Below are 19,869 nucleotides of genomic sequence, written 5' to 3'. Positions count from 1 at the left end.
TGCCGGTCATGGTACGGCGCTTATGGTTAACACTCCTTGAATCCCGCTTCCCCCTCCCCCGAAGGAGCCGTGGCGGAACGGCGGCGGACGCGGCATTCTGCCACCGGGTCACCGAGGGGAACCACGACCATGACAGCCCGCACCGCCTCCACGAACCCGACGCACGCCGTCGGGCTGCTCTTCCTGCGCACTGCCGTCATCGCGGCCCTCGCCGGCCTCGGCCTCGGCATCTTCATGGGCGCGTCGCACGACCACACGTTCCGCACCGTGCATGTGCACATCAATCTCGTCGGCTGGGTGTCGCTCTTCCTGTTTGGGTTGTTCTACACCCTGGTGGGCGCGGCTTCCGCCCGCCTCGCGAAGGCGCACTACTGTCTGGCGGCGGCCGGGCTCGTGCTCTTCGCCATCGGCCTTCCCGGCATCGTCCTGGGGCACGCCTGGGGCGAGCCGGTCGCCATCGCGGCATCCTTTGCGACGCTGTTCTCCATGGTGATCTTCGCCTGCGTGGTCTTCACCGCCCACGGGCCGTCGGACACGTCTGCAGGCTGACGCCTTTTCCGCGGCATCCGCGCCAGTTGGGGAAAAACGGCCTTGACCGCGCACCCGCCGCCGTGGTGTTTCCGATCCGTTCCCGTCTGCCCGGCGGCCATGCGATACTGCCGGCAGGACGAATCGTTTTTTCACGAGGGGTTGGACACCGGCAATGACGGATGCGGGCGATCTGTTCGGCAACGGAGGCAGCGCAGCGGCGGCCCGCAAGGCACGCGCCTCCGCGAAGCCGCCGGCGGACCAGGCCTCCTCCCCGCGCCGCGCCAACGGCACGCCCTCGGAGGCCGACTATACCGCCGCATCCATCGAGGTGCTGGAGGGACTGGAGCCGGTACGCCGCCGCCCCGGCATGTATATCGGCGGCACGGACGAGAAGGCGCTGCACCACCTCTTTGCGGAGGTGATCGACAACTCGATGGACGAGGCCGTGGCCGGCCACGCGACCTTCATCGAGGTGGAGCTCGAGGAGAGCGGCTTCCTGCGCGTGACCGACAACGGCCGTGGCATCCCGGTCGATCCGCACCCGAAGTTTCCCGAAAAGTCGGCGCTCGAGGTCATCCTCACCACGTTGCATGCCGGCGGCAAGTTCGACTCCAAGGTCTACGAGACTTCGGGCGGCCTGCACGGCGTCGGCGTCTCGGTGGTCAACGCGCTGTCCGAGCGGCTCGAGGTCGAGGTGGCGCGCGGCCAGATGCTCTACCGTCAGGTCTATGCGCGCGGCGTCGCCATGGGGCCGCTCGAGACCGTGGGGCGGGTGCACAACCGGCGCGGCACCACCATCCGCTTCAAGCCCGATCCCACCATCTTCAGGGAGGGCGCCAGCTTCAACCCGCGTCGCCTGTTCAAGATGGCGCGCTCCAAGGCCTACCTCTTCGGCGGCGTGGAGATCCGCTGGCGCTGCGCCCCCTCCCTCGCCGAGAAGCAGGAAGGCGTGCCGGCCGAGGCGATCTTCAAGTTCCCCGGCGGCCTCAAGGACTATCTGGCGCGTGAGATCGAGGGGCGTGAGCTGGTCTGCGACCAGATCTTCGCCGGCCGCATCGACAAGCCGGGCGGGCACGGCTCGCTGGAGTGGGCAATCGCCTGGCTCACGCGCGACGACGGCTTCCTCTCCTCCTACTGCAACACCATCCCGACGCCGGAGGGCGGCACGCACGAGTCGGGCCTGCGCATGGCCCTGCTGCGCGGCCTGCGCGACCATGCCGAGCGTGTCGGCCAGGCCAAGCGCGCCAGCCAGATTACGACCGACGACGTGATGGCGACCTGTGCCGGCATGCTCTCGGTCTTCATCCGCGAACCGGAGTTCCAGGGCCAGACCAAGGACAAGCTGGCGACGCTGGAAGCTGCCCGTATCGTCGAGAGCGCCGTGCGCGACGCCTTCGACCATTGGCTGGCAGCGGCGCCGCAACAGGCCTCGCGCCTGCTGGACTGGACCATCGAGCGCGCCGAGGAGCGCCTGCGCCGCCGGGCCGAGAAGGAGGTGGCGCGCAAGACGGCGACGCGCAAGCTGCGCCTGCCGGGCAAGCTCGCCGACTGTACCAACGCCGGCGCCGCGGGCTCCGAGCTCTTCATCGTCGAGGGCGACTCGGCCGGCGGCAGCGCCAAGCAGGCGCGCGACCGCGCCACCCAGGCTGTCCTGCCGCTGCGCGGCAAGATCCTCAACGTCGCCTCCGCCGGCCGCGAGAAGCTGGCGCAGAACCAGCAACTTGCCGACCTGGTGCAGGCGCTGGGCTGCGGCACGGGCTCGCACTACCGCGAGGACGACCTGCGCTACGAGAAGATCATCATCATGACGGACGCCGACGTGGACGGCGCCCACATCGCATCGCTGCTGATCACCTTCTTCTGGCAGCAGATGCCCAAGCTCATCGACAACGGCCACCTCTACCTCGCGGTGCCGCCGCTCTACCGCCTGACGCACGGCGGCAAGACGATCTACGCCCGCGACGATGCCCACCGCCAGGAGCTGCTGGACACTGTCTTCAAGGGCAAAAAGGTCGAGATCGGCCGCTTCAAGGGCCTCGGCGAGATGCTGCCGGCCCAGCTGAAAGAGACCACCATGTCTCCCGCCAACCGCCTTCTCTACAAGGTTGTCGTGCTGCCGGAGTCGCGGGGCGACACCACGGATACGGTGGACCGGCTCATGGGCAACAAGCCGGAGGCGCGCTTCGCCTTCATCCAGGAGCGCGCCCCCTTCGCGCGCGAGCTCGATATCTGACCCCCGCGTTCAGCCCCGCGCCAGCCAGTGCGCCAGCGCCGCGTTGACCGCCTCCGGCTGCTCCATCGTCGAGAGGTGGCCACAGCGGGGCACGACGACGAGCGTGGATGCGGGGATGGCCGCCGCCATCTCCTCGGCAATGGGCAGCGGCGTGATCTGATCCTCCTCCCCGACGAGGACAAGCGTTGGCACGCCGATGTGAGGCAGCAGCGGCCGCGCGTCCGGCCGCGCCATGATCGCGCGCTGCTGGCGAATGAAGGCCTCGGCGCCCGTCTCCACCATCATGCCGCGCACCTGCCCTTCCAGCGCCCTGTCAGAGAGTCGCTCGCGCGCAACGAGGCGCTGCCACAGCACGGGGTGCACATCCTCGAAACGTCCCTGCTCGGCGAGAGCGATGAGGCGGCGACGGTTGGCGCTCGCCTCCTCGGTGTCGGGGCGCGCCGTTGTGTCAAGCAATGCAAGGCGCGTCACCCGTTCAGGCGCCAGGCGCATAACCGACAGAGCCACGTAGCCGCCCATGGAGAGGCCGCCGAGGGCGAAGCGCTCCGGCGCCTGCGCCAGAAGGCGCCTCGCCATGCCTTCGAGCGTGTCGTCGAGGCGGTTTTCCGCAACGATGACACTCCGCTCCGCCGACAGAGCGCGTATTTGCGCAGCGAAGAGCGTGGCGGTGCAGTTGAGCCCAGGCACAAGAACGAGCGGCTCGGTGCCAATGCTATGCAAGCGTTCGACAAGCAGCCTTTGCGACATTGACTTTGCCCGCGATCCTCTTATGGTCCGCGCAAGCGTAGCGGGCAGTGAGCGGCGACTGACGCGCCGTACGCGTCCAAGGTCTCCCTTGGCCTCAACCCCATCCGCAGACGCATTATCACGGACGTCGATGTCATTTTCTGATCTTGGCCTGAGCGAGAAGGTTCAACAAGCCGTCGCGGCCGCAGGCTACACCACGCCGACACCGATCCAGGCGTCGGCGATCCCGCACGTCTTGCAGCGCCGGGACGTTCTCGGCATCGCCCAGACGGGCACCGGCAAGACAGCGGCGTTCACGCTGCCGATGCTGACACTGCTGGAGCACGGCCGGGCACGCGCCCGCATGCCGCGGACGCTCATCCTCGAGCCGACGCGTGAGCTCGCGGCGCAGGTGCAGGAGAGCTTCGAGAAGTATGGCGTCAATCACAAGCTGTCGGTGGCGCTGCTGATCGGCGGCGTCTCCTTCAGCGACCAGGACGCCAAGATCAGTCGCGGCGTTGACGTGCTCATCGCCACGCCCGGGCGCCTGCTCGACCATTTCGAGCGCGGCAAGCTGCTGCTGACGGGCATTGAGGTTCTCGTCATCGACGAGGCCGACCGCATGCTCGACATGGGCTTCATCCCGGACATCGAGCGCATCTGCCGGCTGGTGCCCTTCACCCGCCAGACGCTGTTCTTCTCGGCCACGATGCCGCCGGAGATCCAGCGCCTGACGGAGACCTTCCTGCACAATCCCGTGAAGGTGGAGGTTGCGCGCGCCTCCTCGACGGCGGCGACCATCACCCAGCGCCTCGTCGCCTCGGGCAGCGAGCAGCACCAGAAGCGCGAGACGCTGCGCCGCCTCATCCGCAGCGCCGGAGACGAGCTCCAGAACGGCATCATCTTCTGCAACCGCAAGCGGGACGTCGCCATCGTCGTGCGCTCGCTGCAGCGCCACGGCTTCAACGCGGTGGCCCTGCACGGCGACATGGACCAGCGCTCGCGCATGCAGGCACTGGACAGCTTCCGCAACGGCAGCGTCAATCTGCTCGTCGCGAGCGACGTCGCGGCGCGCGGCCTCGATATTCCGGCTGTGAGCCACGTCTTCAACTTCGACGTGCCGCACCACGCCGAGGATTACGTGCACCGCATCGGCCGCACGGGCCGCGCCGGCCGTACGGGCTATGCGACAACCATCGTCGCTCCCGGTGACGAGAAGGCACTCGCTGCCATCGAGGCGCTGACGGGCCAGACGATTCCATGGGACGGCCCGACCCTGGCCGAGTTCATCGCCTCGGTGGGCCAGACCTCGCAGCAGGACGGCGACCATCGTCGCGGACAGCGCGGCAGCCGCGATCGGGACCGTGGCCGCGGAAAGGGCGAGCGTCGGGCCGAGGCGCCGGCGCAGCATGCGCCGATCACGCCGGACGGGCGCCCCTCGCCGCGTCAAGAGGAGCGCCGCGGTGACCGCAACCAGCAGCGGCACCATGGCGACAGGGACGAGGAGGTCGTCGTCGGCTTTGGCGATCACGTGCCGAGCTTCATTCTGCGGCCGGTGGTCATACCGCCTGCGAGCGACGAGGACAGCGCGGCTGCCCCGGTGGCCGAGGAGGCCGTTGCGCCGGCTGAGACGGCGGCGGAACCGGTGAACGAAAGGTCTTCTGGTCGCCGGCGTCGCGGGCGCAGGCGTGGCGCGCATGCCGTGACGGAAGTCGCTGCCGAGGCTCCGCCGCCGGCCGAAGCGCCGGTCGAGGCTTCCACCGTTCCCGCGCCGGAAGCGCCTGCCGCCGAGGAGCTGGCGCAGCCCGCGTCGGAGCCCGAGCAGCCGGACGAGCCCCCTGCCCTGGCCGAGGCCGAGTCACAGCGTGCCGCGACGGCGGACGAGCCGGCGGCGCAACCTGAGACGGCCCCCAAGCCCCGCCGGCGCACCTCGCGTAAGGCGGCGGAGACGGCCGAGAGCGCCGGAGAGCAGCCCGCGCCGAAGAAGCGCAGTCGCAAGGCCACAGCGCGAGACGCCGAACCTGCCGGCGAGACCGAGGCCCCGGCGCCGCGCAAGGCGGCCAGCCGCAAGCCGGCCCGCAACGCTGACACGGAGGCGACCGCTGCCGAGGCCGGGATGGCCGACGCACCGCGGACGGCCCGTCGCAAGAAGGCTGCGGCCGATGCCGAGGTGCCTTCCGACGCTGCCAAGCCGAAGAAAGCTTCCTCTCGCAAGGCAAAGGCCGACGAGGCGGCGAGCGAATCCGTTCCCGCCACGAAGACGAAGGCGGCATCCCGCAAGACGGCCGGCACAGGCACGAAGAAATCTTCCGCCAAGGCGGCTTCCAGGAAGACCGCGGCTACGGCCTCGGACGCTCCGGCCGCCAAGAAGCCGCGCAGCCGCAAGGCGGAAGTCGCCGAGGCGGGTGACTGAACCGACGACAGGAGCGCGGCGTCAACGCCGCGCTCCAGCAACGCCCAGGGCACGCGCACAAAAATCCGCCAGCATGTCCGGATCGTCATAGGCCGCCGCCGGCAGCCGCCAGTAGGACGTGGTCACGACACGCCCGTACGCCGGTCCCTGCGCGAAAAAGCGAACGGTTGCGAGCCGAGGTCGGCGAGGGTTTCGGCAAAGGCGGTGTCCGCCTTGCGGTGGACCTCACCGCCGGCCGCGAGCCCGAACATCGTCCCGTCCGCATAGACGCCGAAACCGCCGAACATGCGACGGACGCGTATGGGGCGGAACGGCGCGAAGAAAGCGGCTATATCGTCCGCGCCGCGCAGTCAGATGCCTACGAGCTGCTCCGGCCGCGCCGGCGTGATGGCGACAGATTCGCCGCACCCGCAGGCAGACGTCTGGTTGGGGTTATTGAAGACGAACTGGGCCGACAGCTTGTCGACCCTGTAGTCCATCTCCGTGCCGAGCAGGAAAAGGACAGCCTTGGGATCGACGAGGATGGTGACTCCCTTGTCCTCTATCACCTCGTCACCGGGCTTGATCTCCTCGGCATATTCCATGGTGTATTCCATGCCGGCGCAGCCGCCGTTCTTGACGCCGACGCGCACGCCGACGATCGGCCGGTCGGCATTGGCGATGATCGCCTTGACGCGCTCCGCAGCCGCGTCGCTCAGGCTCATGATCTTAAGGGGGCGAACAGCACCCATTCCGGCGCCTCCTTGCAGGGTTCAAGGCCCTGAGGTCGAGATTCCTGGATAAAAGATAGTAACTGCGACGGCCGGCGTCGAGGTCACGGCTCCCCCGGCCGGTCTCATCCGGTGCCGAGCGGCTCAGTAGACCGTCCAGACGCCTGGGGTGAGCAGCTCCACGAGATGCCCGTCCGGGTCGCGGAAATAGATGCTGCGCCCGCCACGCGGCCACTCTGTGCGTCCCTCGATGGGGATGCCGTGTGCGGCGAGCCGCGCCTCCCAGGCGCCCATGTCCTCGGAGGGCACGCCGAGGCCGACATGCAGCGGCCCGTTCCCGTCGTGCGGCGGGATGGTGCCGCCCGGAAGCGTCACTGGCGCCAGTGTCTCGCCGCGCTTGAAGAGCAGCAAAACACTCCCCGGCCCGAGCGGATAGGCCGTGAAGCGCCGGTCACTGACCTCGGCCTCGAGCCCGAACACCGTCTCGTAGAAGCGGCGAGCCCGCGCAAGGTCGTCCACGTACAGCACCGTCTCGACGACGGCGGTGATCCGCGGCGCTGCTGCGTCCGTCACGGCCGCCTCACCACATGTCGAGGGCGATGCGCGCCTCGTCGGACATGCGGCTCTGATCCCACGGCGGATCAAAGACCATGTTGACGACGACGGACTGCACGCCGGGCACGGCAGAGACCGCGCTCTCGACCCAGGCCGGCATCTCGCCGGCCACGGGGCAGCCCGGCGCCGTCAGCGTCATGTCGATGGTCACGTTACGCGCGTCGTCGATGTCGACACGATAGATCAGGCCAAGCTCGTAGATGTCGGCCGGGATCTCGGGGTCGTACACGGTCTTGAGCGCCGCCACGATGTCCGCGGTCAGCCGATCCACCTCCTCGGGCGGGAGCTGGCTGGGAAGCTCCATGTCGGGCGCGTTCGGCTTCACGTCGCTGCTGTCGGCTTGCGTCACAAATGCCTCCTCAGGCGAACAGCCGTTCTGCCTTGATCAATGCTTCGGCGAGGTTATCGACCTCCTCGAGCGTGTTGTACAGGGCAAATGAGGCGCGGCATGTGGACGTCGTGCCGAAGCGCGAGAGCAGCGGCATGGCGCAGTGCGTGCCGGCGCGGACGGCGACGCCCGCCCGGTCGATGACCGTCGCCACGTCGTGCGCGTGCGCTCCCTTCATCTCGAAGGAGACGATGGCCCCCTTGTTCTCAGCGCGGCCGATGATGCGGATGGAATTCAGGGCGCCGAGCCGTTCGTGCGCATAGTCGCGCAGCTTCTCCTCGTGGGCGAGGATCGCCGCACGGCCGAGCTTCTGGACGAAGCGCACCGCGGCGCCGAGCCCGATGGCCTCGACGATGGGCGGCGTGCCGGCCTCGAAGCGGTGCGGCGGAGCGTTGTAGGTCACGGTGTCCGTCGTCACGGTCTCGATCATCTCGCCCCCACCGTTGAAGGGCGGCATCGCCTCGAGCCACTTGCGCTTGCCGTAGAGCACGCCGATGCCCGTCGGCCCGTAGACCTTGTGCCCGGTGAACACGTAGAAGTCGGCGTCGAGATCGCGCACGTCCACCGGCAGATGCACGGCGCCCTGGCTGCCGTCGACGAGCACGGGAATGCCGCGGGCGTGGGCGATGCGCACGATGTCCTTCACCGGCGTCACTGTGCCCAGCACGTTCGACATGTGCGTGATGGCGACAATCTTCGTGCGCTCCGTGAGCAGCTTCTCGAACTCGTCGAGGAGGAAGTTGCCCTCGTCGTCCACCGGCGCCCACTTGATGACGGCGCCGCTGCGCTCGCGGTGGAAGTGCCAGGGCACGATGTTGGAGTGATGCTCCATGATGGAGATCACGATCTCGTCACCCTCGCCAATTCCCGCGAGCCGTCCGTAAGAGGCAGCGACGAGGTTGATGGCCTCGGTCGCCGAGCGGGTGAAGACGATCTCGTCCGTGCTCTCGGCGTTGAGATAGCCGCGCACGGCCTCCCGTGCGTCCTCGAAGGCCTCGGTCGCCGCATTGGCCATGTAGTGCAGGCCGCGGTGGACATTGGCGTAGGCGTTCTCGAAGGTGTGGGTCATCGCCTCGATGACCGCACGCGGCTTCTGGGCCGAGGCGGCGCTGTCGAGGTAGACGAGCGGCTTGCCGTAGACCTCGCGCGCGAGGATCGGGAACTCGCGGCGCACCGCCGCGACGTCGAAGGCCGGTTCGATCCTGTTCATGGTCGCATCACTCGCAGTGGCACCGCCCGCCGCAGGACGTCGACGCCGTGAAAGAGTGAAGGGCGCGGCGGCGCCGCGCCCCGTCGGTCACGCACGCTCGGCGAGCCAGGCCTCGGCCCGCGCGACGAGCTCCCCGCGCACGGCCTCGTCCTCCACCAGCTCCAGCGCCTCGCCGATGAAGGCCTGGACGAGAAGCGCCTCGGCCGCAGCCCGCGGCAGGCCGCGCGCCATGAGGTAGAACAAGAGGTCATCGTCAAGCGCGCCGCAGGTGGCGCCGTGGGCGCACTGCACGTCGTCGGCGAAGATCTCCAGCTCCGGCTTGTTGTTCATCGTCGCCGTCTCGGAGAGTAGCAGCGCGGCGGACATCATGCGCCCGTCGGTCTTCTGCGCGTCCGGGCGCACGATGATCTTGCCCTGGAAGACGCCGGTCGCCTCCCCGTCCACGACGGTCTTGAACAGCTCGCGGCTCTCGCAGTGAGGCACCGCATGGTCGACGACCAGCGTGGTGTCGGCATGCTGGCGTCCGCGCAGCATCGTCGCCCCGCCCAGCGTCAGGCTGGACTGCTCACCAGAGAAGGCGAGGAACACCTGGTGCCGCGACAGGCCTCCACCCGTCACCACACCGAGCGAGGTCAGCCTAGCCTCGGCGCCCAACGTCACCGCGAGGGTCGAGAGCGAGATGGCATCGACCTGCTCGGCATTGAGGCGCGTGTGGGCGACCGCCGTGCCCTTGCCGGCAACCAGCTCGACCACGGAGTTGGCCTGGTAGGCCGCCGTGCCGACGCCCTCGTGGCTCTCGAGGATCGTGACCGAGGCCCCGTCCTCGACGAGGATCACGACGCGCGGCGCCGTGGCGAAGGGCGCGGTGCCGCCATTGACGAACCTGAGATGCAGGGCCTTGTCGACGGCCGTGCCGGCGGCGACTTTCACCAGCGCGCCGTCCACCATGAAGGCACTGTTGAGCGCGAGGGCGAAGTTGCCCCTGGCGACTGCCACCTTGCCCATCTCGGCGAGGAGCGGATGCCCCTGCGCCAGCGCCGCGGCGAGCGGCGTCACCGTCACCCCCGCCGGCAGAACAGCAAGGTCAGAGCGTTCGGCCACAAAATGGCCGTTGGCGAAGGACAGGCGCACCGCATCCACCCCGGCGAAGGCGCTGGCCCTGTCGACGAGCCCGGCCGCATCGGCAGGGCGCTCGGCGAGCGGCGCCGCCTCGCGCACGGCGTTGCGCAGGTCGGTATACTTCCATTCCTCCACCCGGCGATTGGGGAGGCCTGCGGCGGCGACGAGGGCGAAAGCCTCGTCACGCCTGCGCGCAATGTCTCCCGAGCCGGGAAGGCGGTCCTTGAGGCTGGCGAAGCGCTCTACGAGCGCGACCTCGGCGGCGGTCCTGATTGGTGTGATCTCAGCCATGGTGCCGCCCTCACGCAGCCTGCTCGCGGTAATCCGCGTAGCCGCTCGCCTCGAGCTCAAGCGCCAGCTCCTTGCCGCCCGAGCGCACGATGCGGCCGTTGGCCATCACGTGCACAGTGTCCGGCACGATGTGGTTGAGCAGGCGCTGGTAGTGCGTGATGACCAGGAAGGCGCGGGCCGGGTCGCGCAGCGAGTTCACACCGTCGGCGACGATCTTGAGCGCGTCGATGTCGAGGCCGGAGTCAGTCTCGTCAAGGATGCAGAAGCGCGGCTCCAGCAGCGCCATCTGCAGGATTTCCATGCGCTTCTTCTCGCCCCCGGAGAAGCCGACGTTGAGGCCGCGCCGCAGCATTTCCTGATCGATATGAAGCTTTTCAGCAGCGGCCTTCACGCGCTTCATGAACTCGGGCGTCGTCAGCTCCTCCTCCTCGCGCGCCTTGCGCTGGGCGTTCATGATCGCCTTGAGGAAGGTCATGGTCGAGACGCCGGGGATCTCAAGCGGGTACTGGAAGGCGAGGAACACGCCCCTGGCCGCGCGCTCGTTGGGTTCCAGCTCGAGGATGTTCTCGCCGTTGATGAGGATCTCACCGTCGAGGACCTCATATTCCTCCTTGCCGGCGATGACATAGGACAGCGTCGACTTACCCGAGCCGTTCGGGCCCATGATGGCGGCGACCTCGCCCGCCTTCACGGTGAGATCGAGGCCGTTAAGGATGCGCTTGCCCTCGATTTCGACGACGAGGTTGTTGATCTGGAGCATTTTTCCAATTCCGTCCGTTCGTGACGCCGAGGATGCGGGCGGTAAGGAAGGTTTCCACGTCGCCCGCAGCGCCTCACGGCCTGGGTTGCGTTTGCGCGTCAGCCCACCGAGCCTTCGAGGCTGATGGAGATGAGCTTCTGGGCCTCGACCGCGAATTCCATCGGCAGCTGTTGCAGCACATCCTTGACGAAGCCGTTGACGATGAGCGCCACCGCCTCCTCCTCGTCCAGGCCGCGCTGCAGGCAGTAGAACATCTGGTCGTCCGAGATCTTCGACGTCGTCGCCTCGTGCTCGAAAATCGCCGAGGCGTTCTTCGACTCGATATAGGGCACGGTGTGCGCGCCGCACTTGTCGCCGATCAACAAGGAATCGCAGTTCGTGAAGTTGCGCGCCCCGGTCGCCTTGCGGTGTGCCGAGACGAGCCCGCGATAGGTGTTCTCCGAGCGGCCGGCAGCGATGCCCTTGGAGATGATCCGGCTCGTCGTGTTCTTGCCGAGGTGGATCATCTTGGTGCCGCTGTCCACCTGCTGATGGCCGGTGGAGATGGCGATGGAGTAGAACTCCCCGCGGGAATTGTCGCCGCGCAGGATGCAGGACGGGTACTTCCACGTGATGGCGGATCCCGTCTCCACCTGCGTCCACGAGATCTTCGAGTTCGCGCCGCGGCAGTCGCCGCGCTTGGTCACGAAGTTGTAGACACCACCCCTGCCCTCGGCATCGCCGGGGTACCAGTTCTGGACCGTCGAGTACTTGATCTCGGCATCGTCAAGCGCGATCAGCTCGACGACGGCGGCGTGCAGCTGGTTCTCGTCACGCGCCGGCGCCGTGCAGCCCTCGAGGTAGCTCACGTAGGCGCCCTTGTCGGCGATGATCAGCGTGCGCTCAAACTGGCCGGTCTTGCGCTCGTTGATGCGGAAGTAGGTCGACAGCTCCATCGGGCAGCGCACGCCCTCCGGCACGTAGACGAACGAGCCGTCCGTGAACACGGCGCTGTTGAGCGTGGCGAAGAAATTGTCCGACACCGGCACAACCGAGCCGAGGTACTTGCGCACCAGGTCAGGATATTCCCGGATCGCCTCGGAGATGGAGCAGAAGATGACGCCCGCCTTCTTCAGCTCCTCCTTGAAGGTGGTGACCACCGACACGGAGTCGAAGACGGCGTCCACCGCCACGCGCGAGCCTGCGCCCTCAACGCCGGCGAGGATCTCCTGCTCGCGCAGCGGGATGCCAAGCTTCTCGTAGGTCTTCAGGATCTCCGGATCGACCTCGTCGAGCGACTTCGGCGCCGGATTCTTCTTCGGCGCGGCGTAGTAGTAGAGATCCTGGTAGTCGATCGGCGGGTAGTTGACGCGCGCCCACTTGGGCTCGCGCATCGTCTGCCAGCGGCGGAACGCCTCGAGGCGCCACTCGGTCATCCACTCAGGCTCGCCCTTCTTGGCCGAGATCAGGCGGACGATGTCCTCGTTGAGCCCCTTGGGGGCCTTGTCCATCTCGATCTGCGTCTCGAAGCCGTACTTGTACTGCTCGACGTCGATCGCCTTTACGCGTTCTACCGTTTCCTGCACCGCAGGCATTGCACTACCTCCTCTCACGGCTTCAAGGGCCGCGGGTTGGTGACCTCGTCTCAGGCGGCGTTGAGCCCCTTGCGACGAGAGATGAGAGCGCCGACCACTTTATGAAAGGCCGTCGCGAAGGATTCCACATCCGCCTCGGTGGAAGCCCAGCCGAAGCTTACGCGCAGCGCCCCCTCGGCGAGCGAGGGTGGAACCCCCATCGCCGTGAGCACGTGCGAGCGGCGCACCTTGCCCGACGAGCAGGCGGAGCCGGACGACACCGCCATGCCCTCGAGGTCGAGCAGCATGAGGAGCGTTTCCGCCTTCAGGCCGTCGATTGCGAAGGCACTCGTGTTCGGCAGCCGCTCGGCCGCGGCGCCGAAGAACACCACTGCGGGTTCGATCGCGCGAAGACGGGCCTCCAGCCCGTCCCGCAGTGCACGTGTGGCGGCGGCATAATCCGCAAGCTCTTCGCGCGCAAGCGCGCAAGCCGTCCCGAAGCCGGCTATGCCCGCGACATTCTCCGTGCCCGCGCGGTAGCCGCCCTCCTGGCCGCCGCCGCGCACGAGCCGCTCGCGCACCTCGACGCCGGGACGGGTGACGAATGCGCCGACGCCCTTCGGTCCACCGATCTTGTGGGCGGACAGGGTGATGACGTCCGCCCCCCAGGCGGCCATGTCGACGGGCATCTTGCCCGCCGCCTGCACGGCATCGACATGCAGCAGTCCGCCGTGGCGGTGCACGACCTCCGCCACCGCGGCGAGCGGCTGGATGACACCCGTCTCGCTGTTGGCCGCCTGCAGGCTGACGAGCGCCAGGGCGCCCGCCCTCTCCTGAGCCAGGCGCCGCAGCCGGCCATCGAGACTGTCGAGATCCACGACGCCGTCGGCGCCGACGGGGATCGTCTCGCGTGCCTCCTCCGGAAAGCGGCTGCCCGAAAGAACACTCGCATGCTCGGTGGCGCCCATGAGGTGCAGCGCCAGCATCTCGAAGGACGGCTCGCGCCGCAGCGACGGCGTCATGACTGTATTGTTGGCTTCCGAGCCGCCGCTCGTGAAAATCACGTCGCGGGCCCGGGCTCCGACGAGGGCCGCAACCTGCTCGCGCGCCCTCTCGATCAGCGCATGCGCCCTGCGCCCTTCGGCATGGACGGAGGACGGATTGCCGGCTTCCTCGAAGGCGCGCAGCATCACCTCGCGAACGGCCGGCCGCAGGGGCGCCGAGGCGTTGTAGTCGAGGTAATGACGCATGCCCGCCATTCTTCCTGCCGGCCTCCTCGTCTCGTCGATCACAAACCTTGCTTTTTGCCCCAGTTGATGTGGTAGAGAAGAGCGACCATATCACCGGAGCCACCACCCACGCTGTCGGTTGCATATGCAACCCGATGCACGTATAGGTTGGCTCTTAGAACAGTTCTAACCGTGGTTTAGAAGTGCGCGACCGGCATGTCAAGATTCCCACGGCCACTGGCGTGGCCCCCGGTGGCGCCGATTCACTTGCGGTAACGGTGCCGGATCATGCCTGAAGTCATTTTCAACGGCCCTGCCGGGCGTCTTGAAGGCCGCTACCAGCCTGCGAAGAAGAAGGGCGCGCCCATCGCGATCATTCTTCATCCGCACCCGCAGTTTGGCGGCACGATGAACAACCAGATCGTCTACAACCTGTTCTACACCTATGTGAACAGGGGCTTCGCCGTGCTGCGCTTCAACTTCCGTGGTGTGGGGCGCAGCCAGGGCACATTCGATCACGGGCACGGCGAGCTGTCGGATGCGGCGGCGGCACTCGACTGGGTGCAGGCGCTCAATCCTGACGCGCGCAGCTGCTGGATTGCGGGTGTGTCCTTCGGCGCATGGATCGGCATGCAGCTGCTCATGCGCCGGCCGGAGATCGAGGGCTTCCTCTCGATCGCGGCCATGGCCAACCGCTATGATTTCTCCTTCCTCGCGCCCTGCCCGTCCTCCGGCCTCTTCGTCCACGGCTCCGAGGACCGGGTTGCGCCGGCGAAGGAGGTCATCAGCATCATCGAAAAGGTCAAGACCCAGAAGGGTATCGTGCTGGAGCACGCGGTTATCGAGGGTGCCAACCACTTCTTCGACGGCAAAATCGACGAGCTGATGCGGACGGTCGACGCCTATCTCGACAAGCGCATCGGCACGCCGCGGGAAAATGCCGCCTGACGCAGGAGCGCAGACAGGCTCCAGATCGCGGGGCGCCTCAGGGCGCCCCGTCCCATTCCAACGCAAGACAGACTGACATGACGACGTACCGTTCCGAATTCCTGCGCGCGCTGGACGAGCGCGGGCTCATCCACCAGATCTCGGATGCCGAGGCGCTCGACGACCTCGCCACGAAGGAACGGATCGTCGCCTATATCGGCTATGACCTGACCGCGCCGAGCCTGCACGTCGGGCACATGACCAACATCATGATGCTGCGCCGCCTGCAGCAGACGGGCCACAAGCCCATCGTGCTGATGGGCGGGGGCACGACGCGCATCGGCGACCCCTCCTTCCGCAACGAAGCGCGGCCACTCCTCGACGATGCGCAGATCGCTGCCAACAAGGAGGGCATCCGTAAGGTCTTCTCGAAGTTCCTCACCTTCGGCGACGGCCCGACGGATGCCATCATGGTCGACAACGCCGAATGGCTCGACAGGCTCGAGTACATTCCCTTCCTGCGGGATATCGGCCGGCACTTCACCGTCAACCGCATGCTGAGCTTCGAATCGGTGAAGACGCGCCTCGACAAGGAAGAGCCGCTCTCCTTCCTTGAGTTCAACTACATGATCCTGCAGGCGTACGACTTCCTCGAACTCAGCCGCCGCTACGGCTGCCGCCTGCAGATGGGCGGCTCGGACCAGTGGGGCAACATCGTCAACGGCATCGAACTGGCCCGCCGGGTTGATTCCACACAGGTCTTCGCCCTCACCTGCCCGCTGCTGACCACCGCCTCCGGCGCCAAGATGGGCAAGTCGGCCGCCGGCGCCGTGTGGCTCAACGAGGACATGCTGCCGCCCTACGGGCTCTGGCAGTACTGGCGCAACTGCGAGGATGCCGACGTCGGTCGCTTTCTCAGGATCTTCACTGACCTGCCGCTCGACGAGATCGCGCGGCTGGAGCAGCTCCAGGGCGCGGAGCTCAACGAGGCCAAGAAGATCCTCGCCACCGAGATCACCGCGCTCGTCCACGGCCGCGAGGCGGCCGAGACGGCGGCCGAGACGGCGCGGAAGACTTTCGAGGAGGGCGCGCTGGCCGAGAATCTGCCGAGCGTCGAGGTGCCCGCCGACGAGCTCAAGGCCGGCCTCGGCGTGCTGGCCGCCTTCGTCAGGGCCGGCCTCGTTGCCTCCACCAGCGAGGCGCGACGCCAGATCAAGGGCGGCGGCCTCAAGGTGAACGATGTGGTGGTGAGCGACGAGCGCGCCATCCTCAATCCCGATCAGCTTACCGCCGACGGCGTCATCAAGCTGTCGTTTGGCAAGAAGAAGCACGTGCTGCTGCGGGCGGTCTGACGCATCGGGTCGCACCGGTCCTGTGATGCAGGATCGCAGCGGCGGTCGGCGTCCGCCCGGACGTCGAACGTCCTCAATTAGGCGGCATGATCGCCCAGCTCGTGGCCCTCGAGCAGCCGCAACGGGTGCGATCGCTGACGCTCGTCAGCTCCTGCGTCTTCGACGAGGGTGACCCGGACCTGCCGCCGATGGATCCGGCCCGGCTCGCCCGCTTCGGCCCGGTGGGCGCGAACGGCCGGCCTCACGCTGGCCGCGGCTCATGGGCGCGCCGGGGAGCATGGCCGGCGCGCTTCACTGCGGATTCGCGGGCACCGGCGGAAACGGATCGGTGCCGCCCTGGCCGCTGTCTGCCCGCCCGGCGTCGAAGAACTTGCGCAGAAAGCCTGGCGCGATGGCCGAAAGAGGGTTGATCGTCATGGTCGGCCCGGACATCGGGCCGCGGACGCGGAAGTTCACTGCGAACAGTCCCTCGTACTGGCCGCCACCGAGCAGCAGCCCGATCACGGGCAGCTGGCTGAAGATGTTGTTGAGGGCATAGGCCGGCACATAGGTACCCGAGAGGTCGAGCGTCTCATTGGTGAGATCGAGATGGCCCTCCAGGCTGATGCCGACCTGCGGCCCCCAGATCACCGCCTCGCGCATGTTGATGCGCCCGCCCGCGCGCGTGAAATCCACCTTGAGCTTGGTGAAGGGCACGTCGTTGACGGTCACGCGCTCGCCCTCGCGCGGCTGGGCGGAGACGATGCGGCGCAGGGCCGGCTCGTCGACCAGCGAGAAGTCCCGGATGTTGAGGATGCCGGCAGCGTTGCCGTTTGCCGGCGGCCACTGCAGCACAAGCTGGCCCGCCGCCATGCGCTGGTAGATGTCCACGAAACGCAACGCGGCCCCCGCGTCCGCCGTCTGAACGACCGTGTAGGTTTCACCCCCGCCGCCGCGCGACAGCGAGGCGGTGACCGGCGAGCGCCCGAACGAGCCGCTGAAAGCGAGCCCGGTCACATTGCCGTTGCGCATGGCAAGCTTCAGGACCGCCTTGGAGACGATCTCGCTGTTGAAGCCGCCGAGGATGTCCACGGCAACGTCGAGGTCGATGTCCAATGCGTCGTTGCTGCCGCCCCGGGCGAAGACCTTGCGCAGGAACGGCCGCGCGTCGAGTACGTTGCCGCGCACCGTGGCCTTGTAGCCGTCGCGCACGCGGGCAACCTGCAGGCGCACGTCGTCGCCGGGCGATATCTTGATCTGTGAGAACTCCGCCTCGGTGAAGCTTCCGTCACCACGAAGGACGACGCGGCCGCCCTTCACCGACATACCGGCGCCGTCGAGCGCGAGCTTCTCGAGGACGAAGCCGTCGTCCTTCTCGACCAGATTGAACGTCAGACTCGCCTCGCGGCCCGCCGGCTTTGTCCAGCCCGGCAGCGGCTCGTTGATGGCGGCCCTGGTGAAGTCGATCCCGATGCTCTTCGGCTGCCGGGCAGTGTCACCGAGCGACAGGTCAGCCGTGACGGTGACGGGCCCCGTCAGCTTGCGGCCGAGATCGAAGCCAAGACGGGCGCGGGCCGCATCGTCCACCGTCAGCCTGATCGCGGCCTGCCCCTCCGCTCCGGCGAGCGGCTGCCTGAGCGTGACGGTCGCCGGCAAGTCCGCGAAACGTCCCTCCCCGTCAAGCGTCAGGAGGTCGCCGTCGAGCGTGAGCGCGAAGCGGCCCTTCTCGAGGCTCTTGTCACCAGCGATGCCTGTGACACCCAGATTGGTCAGCTCTCCGCTTGCCTCTGCCCTGACGTCCTCGGCCTTCAGCTCGTCGATGAGGGGAAGGGACAGCTCGAGCCGGAGGTCCGCATTGCCGGTGACGCGCGCCGGGTCGAGATCGACCTCCATCCGCTCGCGGATGGCGTCGCTGCGGACGAGCGCAAGGACAGCGTCCGCCCCGCCCTGGATCCGCAGGCTGATGAGTGCCTGCGCCGGCCTGCGCAGATCGGCGACGGCGAAGAAGCCCTCCGACAGCGCCAACTTGCGGCCACCCTCCAGGACGGCCTCCGAGCGCGGCAGGTAGACGCTGACGCTGTTGCCGTCCACCGTCCCGCGCGCTGCCGTGTCCCTCAGCACCGGCAGCCCCTTCGTCGGCAGGAGATCCACGCCGGTCATGCGGAAGCGGACATCGACCGTCTCGGGCGGCAGCGGCTTCTTCTGACGCGAGGCCACCAGCTCCTCGGCGTCGAGATTGACGTTCACGGACAGCTCGTGGACCGTTCCCGCCCGCATGTTGTCGATGAGGTAACGCCTCACGCCGGATGCGACGAAGGCCGGCCACAGCCTGAGGAGGGCCCGCGCGTCCGATTCCGTACTCGTGAGGGAAACCCGCACGCCTCCTCGATCATCCGGCGTGCCGGCGCTGCCGGAGAGGACGACCGCGAAGTGCTGGCCCGTCACGGAAAGGCGGCGCACGATGACGCCGCCTGCCTCTCCTCCAACGATCTCGGCCGCAATGTCGTCGATCGTGAGCGGCTTTTCAGCGCCTGTCAGGCGCTCGATCACGGCCGCCTTTCCGGCGACGTCGAGCTGCCACGGCACGTCCGGCCCCTCGCCCGCGGAAAGCCGCCCGGTGAGATTGATGCGCGTCTCACCCGCCGTGAAGGAGGCCGAGGGCACATCGAACGCCCGGGTCTCAGGATTCCAGCTCAGGCGCAGGCCGACGTCGTCCACGTCGATGGGCGGCTGGTCCGGATCGTCGATGTAGATGATGGCTGCATCCCCGTTGAGACTCGCGTCGAGGGCCTTGAGATGCCCCTCCCCGTCGACTGCCAGCGATACCTCGCCCGAGAGCGGCATACGCGTCGTCACGAGCGAATGGCTCATCCCGCCGAACAGGAGGAGATCCGACACCGGCGCGCGCGACACATGCAGCTGGGCCTCACGGGTGCCGTTGTGCTCGCCACGCACCACGCCGGAGACGCTCCACGGGCCATGCTCGCCCCGAAGGCCGAAATTGAAGCGTGTCAGCCCCGTCTTGCGATTGAACTGGAGCGAGACATCGCCGAAGCGCGCCCGGGGCCGGCGCTGGGCATCGACGATCACGAGCCGGGCATCGCTCAGCCCGAAATGGTCAATGGAGCCGAAGAGCGTGTCGCGGTCGGTAATGAGGTCGACCAGGGAGACGACAGCGGCGGCGAGCGGCAGCTGCTCCTGCGCTTCCCCTTCGGCCACCGCGGGAGGCCACGCTTGCTGCCCCTGCGGCTCGGCCAGCGACGGCGCTGGTTCCTCGTCAGTCGCGGCAAAGGAGAGCTCGCCCGACTGCGAGACGTTGAGACGCAGGTCGAGGCCACTGAAGACCACGGCGCTGGGGCTCATCCGCCCGACGAGAAGGCCGAGGAAGCTGAGCGATATTTCCCCCGCCTTTGCCTTGAGGACGCTCGCTCCCTCGGCATTGCGGATGTCGATGCCGGAGACGCGCAGCGTCGGCCCGTACCGTGTGTAGTCGATGGCGGCGCTCGCGACACCGACGTCCCAGCCCTTGCCCACGCGCTCGGACAGAGCAGCCTCGATGCGGGTCGACAATCCTTCGATCTCGATGGGAGACCAGGCGATTCGCCCCACGAGGCCGCCGACGAGCAGGATGATGAGGGCAATGAGCGACAGCAGCACGCGGCGCGCCGTGCGGCGACGCGAAGGCAGCACCCGCTGCGCCTGTCCGGTGCCGTCGCCGGCCTCATTCCATCTCCTGGCGAACAGCGTCGTCACTCCGGTCCGGTTCCCCTGGGCGTCTCAATCGTCTCCCACGATTCGTGCGACACGGGAACGCTGATCCGACCACCGGCGTG

Annotated in this window: 16 protein-coding genes; 5 read left to right on the top strand and 11 right to left on the bottom strand. The window is 67.8% G+C overall.

Going from position 1 to position 19,869, the window contains the following annotated elements:
* Positions 1-129: 129 nt before the first annotated feature.
* On the top strand, positions 130-549 hold the full coding sequence (locus HNQ73_RS02455) for a hypothetical protein (RefSeq protein WP_183331868.1): 420 nt from the start codon (positions 130-132) through the stop codon (positions 547-549).
* A gap of 154 nt (positions 550-703) precedes the next feature.
* Positions 704-2,764, top strand: coding sequence for a DNA topoisomerase IV subunit B (gene parE / locus HNQ73_RS02450; protein ID WP_183331866.1), 2,061 nt, complete (start codon positions 704-706; stop codon positions 2,762-2,764).
* Positions 2,765-2,773: 9 nt separating this feature from the next.
* Here the strand turns inward: parE and HNQ73_RS02445 are convergent, their stop codons facing one another.
* A complete protein-coding gene (locus tag HNQ73_RS02445; protein ID WP_244649784.1) occupies positions 2,774-3,484 on the bottom strand; it encodes an alpha/beta fold hydrolase in 711 nt (236 codons plus the stop codon).
* A gap of 157 nt (positions 3,485-3,641) precedes the next feature.
* On the opposite strand from HNQ73_RS02445, the gene HNQ73_RS17860 reads away from it, so the two are divergent.
* Positions 3,642-5,903, top strand: coding sequence for a DEAD/DEAH box helicase (locus HNQ73_RS17860; protein ID WP_244649786.1), 2,262 nt, complete (start codon positions 3,642-3,644; stop codon positions 5,901-5,903).
* 122 nt (positions 5,904-6,025) lie between these two features.
* On the opposite strand, the gene HNQ73_RS17855 is transcribed toward HNQ73_RS17860, so the two are convergent.
* The 9 genes from HNQ73_RS17855 to HNQ73_RS02395 all read right to left on the bottom strand — a co-directional run bounded on the left by HNQ73_RS17855 (position 6,026) and on the right by HNQ73_RS02395 (position 13,808).
* Entirely contained in the window at positions 6,026-6,190 is a 165-nt protein-coding gene (locus HNQ73_RS17855) for a TfoX/Sxy family protein (protein ID WP_244649788.1), read from the bottom strand.
* Positions 6,191-6,253: 63 nt separating this feature from the next.
* Complete coding sequence (locus HNQ73_RS02430; protein WP_183331862.1) at positions 6,254-6,634, bottom strand: HesB/IscA family protein; 381 nt, start codon at positions 6,632-6,634, stop codon at positions 6,254-6,256.
* A gap of 123 nt (positions 6,635-6,757) precedes the next feature.
* Positions 6,758-7,186, bottom strand: a complete 429-nt coding sequence (locus HNQ73_RS02425; RefSeq protein WP_183331860.1) for a VOC family protein — start codon at positions 7,184-7,186, stop codon at positions 6,758-6,760.
* A 7-nt stretch (positions 7,187-7,193) separates the two neighbouring features.
* Positions 7,194-7,532: an SUF system Fe-S cluster assembly protein gene (locus HNQ73_RS02420; RefSeq protein ID WP_183332222.1), complete on the bottom strand. Its 339-nt coding sequence runs from the start codon at positions 7,530-7,532 to the stop codon at positions 7,194-7,196.
* A 55-nt stretch (positions 7,533-7,587) separates the two neighbouring features.
* On the bottom strand, positions 7,588-8,826 hold the full coding sequence (locus HNQ73_RS02415; RefSeq protein WP_183331858.1) for a cysteine desulfurase: 1,239 nt from the start codon (positions 8,824-8,826) through the stop codon (positions 7,588-7,590).
* A gap of 87 nt (positions 8,827-8,913) precedes the next feature.
* A complete protein-coding gene (gene sufD / locus HNQ73_RS02410) occupies positions 8,914-10,236 on the bottom strand; it encodes a Fe-S cluster assembly protein SufD (RefSeq protein ID WP_183331856.1) in 1,323 nt (440 codons plus the stop codon).
* A gap of 10 nt (positions 10,237-10,246) precedes the next feature.
* Complete coding sequence (sufC, locus tag HNQ73_RS02405; protein ID WP_183331854.1) at positions 10,247-10,996, bottom strand: Fe-S cluster assembly ATPase SufC; 750 nt, start codon at positions 10,994-10,996, stop codon at positions 10,247-10,249.
* A gap of 98 nt (positions 10,997-11,094) precedes the next feature.
* Positions 11,095-12,570, bottom strand: a complete 1,476-nt coding sequence (gene sufB, locus HNQ73_RS02400; RefSeq protein WP_183331852.1) for a Fe-S cluster assembly protein SufB — start codon at positions 12,568-12,570, stop codon at positions 11,095-11,097.
* A gap of 50 nt (positions 12,571-12,620) precedes the next feature.
* Positions 12,621-13,808, bottom strand: coding sequence for a cysteine desulfurase family protein (locus HNQ73_RS02395; RefSeq protein WP_183331850.1), 1,188 nt, complete (start codon positions 13,806-13,808; stop codon positions 12,621-12,623).
* Between the two features lie 258 nt (positions 13,809-14,066).
* Between HNQ73_RS02395 and HNQ73_RS02390 the strand changes: the two genes are divergently transcribed.
* Together HNQ73_RS02390 and tyrS are read left to right on the top strand one after the other, a co-directional pair.
* Positions 14,067-14,726: an alpha/beta hydrolase gene (locus tag HNQ73_RS02390; RefSeq protein WP_183331848.1), complete on the top strand. Its 660-nt coding sequence runs from the start codon at positions 14,067-14,069 to the stop codon at positions 14,724-14,726.
* Between the two features lie 77 nt (positions 14,727-14,803).
* A complete protein-coding gene (gene tyrS / locus HNQ73_RS02385) occupies positions 14,804-16,057 on the top strand; it encodes a tyrosine--tRNA ligase (protein ID WP_183331846.1) in 1,254 nt (417 codons plus the stop codon).
* A 291-nt stretch (positions 16,058-16,348) separates the two neighbouring features.
* Here tyrS and HNQ73_RS02380 read toward each other — a convergent pair whose 3' ends face one another.
* Positions 16,349-19,789 carry a YhdP family protein gene (locus tag HNQ73_RS02380; protein ID WP_183331844.1) on the bottom strand — a complete coding sequence of 1,147 codons (3,441 nt, stop codon included), beginning with the start codon at positions 19,787-19,789 and terminating at the stop codon, positions 16,349-16,351.
* Between the last annotated feature and the right edge of the window lie 80 nt (positions 19,790-19,869).

Origin of the sequence: Chelatococcus composti, assembly GCF_014201415.1 — a bacterium.
Taxonomy (GTDB): domain Bacteria; phylum Pseudomonadota; class Alphaproteobacteria; order Rhizobiales; family Beijerinckiaceae; genus Chelatococcus_A; species Chelatococcus_A composti.
The sequence above is the reverse complement of the archived record's forward strand: the minus strand, read 5'-3'. Positions and strand labels throughout refer to the sequence as shown.